The following is a 3,265-nucleotide window of genomic DNA, read 5'->3' as shown; positions in this document are numbered from 1 at the left end:
GAGGAACGAGAAGTCGTCGCGGATCGTCTGGATCGTCGTGGTCATGTCTGGGATATAGTCACGCGGCGGCTCCGCGTCACGGAAAAAACAAGGACACCGCGGGCGTCGAGAGGGCAGACAGCCCGCGGTGCGCCGTCGAAACGGCTTAATTCTGAGGCGGCAGGTTGACGGTCTCGGGCAGACGATTCCTTCGGGCACGCTGCCGGTCATCGTCGACGTGTCGGGGCCGGCGGCGGACTTGTCGTCCATCATCGCTGCCGCGATCTTGGCGGTCTCTTTGGCGCGGGCGGTAATGGTGTGCATCGCCGACTTGCCGGTCTCGCAGACATCGGGTTTGCGTTCGCAAATGCCGGCGATATCGCCAACCGCTTCGCGTGCCGCAAACAAGGCTTGGATCGGTCCGACGCTTTCATGCCCCGCTTCATCGGGGCCGACACTCAATGGCAGCGCCAGCAGCACCAGCGAAAACCAGAAAGCCATTCTTATGAGGAAGACCATGCCCTTGCCCTCTCGTCGTGACCGGATCATGCATCCATATGGCATGACCTCTTTTGTAGGCAGGATTTTGGCACACAGGCGCAAAGGACGGCTTGCGGGCAAAGAGAGAATTTTCCTCAAATTTTAGGCAAATTCGAAACGAACCGTTCTGCAATCGACTTGTCTCAAATCCGAGCAATTTTCCTTAACAACAAATAACCATATATCCCCATGATTTCCCTGTGTTTTTCTTGAAATAGGGAAGTCCAGGTGCCGAGTGCGCCCGGCCGATGGGTGCAGTCGGCGGATAACTCTCCGTTTACTATGGCTGCATTTGTCCGTGCTTTCGGCCGCCGGCATCCCGATATTTGCCGCAGGCCGGGCCCTGGTCGGCCCTGCCTTATCCATTCCTTAAACGCTGGATGCGAGTTTCAAAGCCAACCAGAACCATCTGCAAAGCAGAGCTGTCCACGACAAGTGCGAGTGCGTTGAGTTGAGTTCAATCAAGGCCAGATACGTTGAATTGCCTGGCGCGATTTCGGCCGGTTGCGAACGTATGGTCCATCCGTCCATCCTTGGGCGGAGCGACCGCGAGCGCCAGCGCCGCTTTATCGGCGTCATGCTCGCCGCTCCTTTCTTTGTCGCCGGTGCCGCGGTCACGCTGGTTACTTCAGGCATGGGCGTCGCCGTCACCATGGCCGCCATTTTCGCCGCCTTTGGCCTGTGCTGGTTCGTCGCCTTGCTGGTGGCGGCGACCGGCAAGATGGCGATAGCGAGTTGGGTCGCCCTGGTGCTGGCCGGCATTTCTCTCGGCAGTCTCATTGCCGCCGCGGGCGGGCTGAGTTCGCCTGTCGCCATGCTTGTCGTGGCGCTGCCTTTTGAAGCCTGGTGGATCGGCGCTTCGCGGCGGGCGGCGCTGTGGGGAGCCGTGTCGGCCGCTGTCGCCATCTTGGCTCAGCCTTTGGCTGGAACCGTATTCCCGTTCGCAGGAGCGCAGATCGCGGCGTGGCACTGGTTGGTGCCGTTGGCCTGGACGCTCACACTGATCCCGCGCGCATCGGCATTTCAAAACACGGCCGATGCGGCTGATGTGCTCGACACTGCCGACCGGCTCGAAGACATCATCGATGCGGTGGTCTTGCGCGTCGCCCGTCATGGCGAGGTCCTGGACGCGTCGCCAAAAGCGCGCACGCTTTTGAAACTGCCGCCCGAACTGCTGTCCGGAAACGGCCTCTTCGATCGCGTCCATCTGTCGGATCGCGTTTCCTATCTCAGCGCAATGGCCGACATGCGCGACGGCGCACTGTCGCGCCGGCTCGAATTGCGCATCCGGCTGCCTCAGAATGGCAATGGCCTGACGGCCGACAATTACCGGCCGTTCTCGCTTGATCTCGTGCGTGGTGAGGAACAGGGTGATGTCTTTACGTTCGTCCTGAGGCAGAATGACGAGATCGCCCGGTTGCGCGAGGATCTGGCGGCAGCCAATGAGGCGGCCGCGTCCGCCGAGGTGGCGAAGGGACGCTTCCTGGCGGTGGTCAGCCACGAACTGCGCACGCCGTTAAATGCCATTATCGGCTTCTCGGATATGCTGCTGCATGAGATGTTCGGCGCCTTCAAGGATCCGCGCCAGAAAGAATATGTCGGCTTGGTACGGGATTCGGGCCAGCATCTGCTCGCCGTCGTAACCTCGATACTCGACGTGTCCAGGATTGAATCGGGCGTCTATGCGACCGAACCCGAGCCGTTCCGGTTCGCGGAGGCGGTCGATATGTGCCAGTCGATGATGCAACTGCAGGCGCAGGCCAAGAACATCGATCTGCAGGCGCAGATCGCGCCGGACGCCGGCGACATCAATGCCGATCAGCGCGCCGTGCAGCAGATGCTCATCAACCTGGTCTCCAACGCGATCAAGTTCACTCCCGACGGCGGCGACGTCGTCGTCGGCGCCAAGCGGATCGGTTCGCGCCTGCATTTCTGGGTCAGGGACACCGGCATCGGCATCGCCGAGGAGGATTTCGCCAATCTCGGCAAGCCCTTCATGCAGATCCAGAACGACTATACCCGCCGTTTCGAGGGGACTGGTCTTGGCCTTTCACTGGTCAAGGGCCTGGTGGCGCTGCACGAGGGCACGATGTCCATCGAAAGCATGCCAGGCGAGGGCACCACGGTGACCATCAGCCTGCCGGTGAACGGACCGAAGGGACATCAGGCGGAGAAGACCGGCGTGCTGACCATGCCTGTGGCGATGGCGAAAGGGGACAGAGATGGCTCGCTCCGCAAAACCGGCTAAGGCGGTCAAGCGCCGCAGCAATGCCTTTCAGGACGGCGCTGTCGCCGTCGGCGGCATGATCTCGCGCAATCCTGTCCTGGTGGGCGGCTCGACGGCGTTCCTGGTGACGCTGTTCTATGTCTCGGCCAATGCCTTGTGGTACCAACCTTTCCCGCATGCCGGCGCATTTTTTGCGACCCGCAGCATTGCGGGCTTTCCGCACGCGACGCCCGACGAACCGGAGACGACATTCAACATCGTGCGGCCATCCGGCGCGCCGGCACCGATCAAGGGCGATCCGGTTGTCGAGCAGGTGCAAGGCATATTGAAGGATCTCGATTTCTATTCCGGGACGGTCGACGGCATTTCCGGACCCAACACCCGCAAGGCCATCCAGGACTATCAGCAGAAGGTCGGGCTCAACACGTCCGGCGAGATCGACGCGCTTCTGCTCGATCAACTGGGCGCGACGCCGAAGACAGCTTCCGTCGTGCCCAGACCGCAGCCGCGCCCGGATAT

The 3,265-nt window shown here is 61.4% G+C and carries 2 protein-coding genes and 1 pseudogene; 2 read left to right on the top strand and 1 reads right to left on the bottom strand.

The window, feature by feature from the left end; all coding sequences use genetic code 11:
* Window positions 1-145 precede the first annotated feature (145 nt).
* Window positions 146-498: pseudogene (locus tag EN879_RS29280) on the bottom strand (DUF5330 domain-containing protein).
* Window positions 499-1,033: 535 nt separating this feature from the next.
* Here EN879_RS29280 and EN879_RS29275 point away from each other — a divergent pair.
* Window positions 1,034-2,767, top strand: a complete 1,734-nt coding sequence (locus EN879_RS29275; RefSeq protein WP_013532657.1) for an ATP-binding protein — start codon at window positions 1,034-1,036, stop codon at window positions 2,765-2,767.
* Window positions 2,742-3,265: peptidoglycan-binding protein (locus EN879_RS29270; protein WP_164774646.1), on the top strand; the 524-nt coding region annotated here is incomplete at its 3' end. The genes EN879_RS29275 and EN879_RS29270, both read left to right, overlap by 26 nt.

Origin of the sequence: Mesorhizobium sp. M7A.F.Ca.AU.002.02.1.1 (assembly GCF_003998535.1) — a bacterium.
Lineage (GTDB): Bacteria > Pseudomonadota > Alphaproteobacteria > Rhizobiales > Rhizobiaceae > Mesorhizobium > Mesorhizobium ciceri.
This window is presented reverse-complemented; position numbering and strand designations above follow the sequence as displayed.